This window comes from Treponema sp., from assembly GCF_045657965.1.
Taxonomy (GTDB): domain Bacteria; phylum Spirochaetota; class Spirochaetia; order Treponematales; family Treponemataceae; genus Treponema_D.
The window spans coordinates 1-1,039 of record NZ_JAZOUG010000091.1; the positions used below are offsets into that span (position 1 = coordinate 1).

The following is a 1,039-nucleotide window of genomic DNA, read 5'->3' on the forward strand; positions in this document are numbered from 1 at the left end:
AAACAGAATTCTCCTGTTTATAACGGAGATACAATTCATACAGCAGATCTTTCTGAAGCTACAGTGTGGTTTGATGACGGAACTACTCTCGAACTTGCAGAAAATACAATGGCTCAGGTTTTCAGGCATGATGACGGAAGCCTTGGAGCAGATTTATCAGAAGGAAATGCGACAGTTGATTCAAGTGAAGGCGGAAACGGACTTACCCTCACTGCCGCAAATATAAAAGTAACTGTCCAGAAAGGTACGAAAATTTCTGCAAGCAAAGCGGATTCAGATGAAAATGTCGCCCTTACTGTTCAAAAAGGACAGGCAACACTGGCTGACGGTGTTGATTTTAAAGCAGGCGAAACTTTTTCTGTGGACGAAAACGGCGGAACAAAGTCACTTCTTTCTGTGATAACGCCGCTTCCATCAGAAAAAATTCTTTATTTCAGTGAAGAATTGTGCGAAGTTAATTTTGAATGGAAAAACTCAGAAACTTCTGATTCTCTTGAACTTGAAGTTGCTTCTGACAAAGTTTTTTCAAAAATCGTACAGAGCCGCGATGTCACAAATCTTTCAGAAACAACTCTTTCACTTCCAAAAGGAACTTATTACTGGAAACTTGCTTCGCTTACTAACGGAAACAGAACTGAAAGCCGTGAAGGAAAGATTCAGATTGTGCAGTCTTTAAAGCCGAATCTTCTCGTTCCGGCAAAAAACTACTCTTATTCTTACAGAAAGCAGACTCCTTCAGTGCGCTTTATCTGGAGTGAATGTGATGCAGCAACGGCATACAATTTTGCAGTTTCAAAAAACGCGGATATGTCAAATCCTGTAATTGAGCAGCGGAGTTCAAGTTCTTCCATTATAATTTCAACCTTACCTGCCGGAACATATTATTATCAGGTAACTCCTTACTATGTTTTAAACCGCACAGGGCTTGCAAATCCTTCCGAAACCGGAACTTTCAAAATCGAACAGAAAAGCGAACTTTATGCACCTGTTCTTGTAAGCCCGATTTCAGGTGAATTTATCGACAAAACAAAAAAAACGG

At 40.1% G+C, this 1,039-nt stretch carries 1 protein-coding gene; it reads left to right on the plus strand.

Features of this window, described 5'->3' with window-relative positions:
• A partial coding sequence (locus tag ACKI5B_RS03470; protein WP_407425871.1) for a FecR domain-containing protein occupies positions 1-1,039 on the plus strand: 1,039 nt, incomplete at both ends.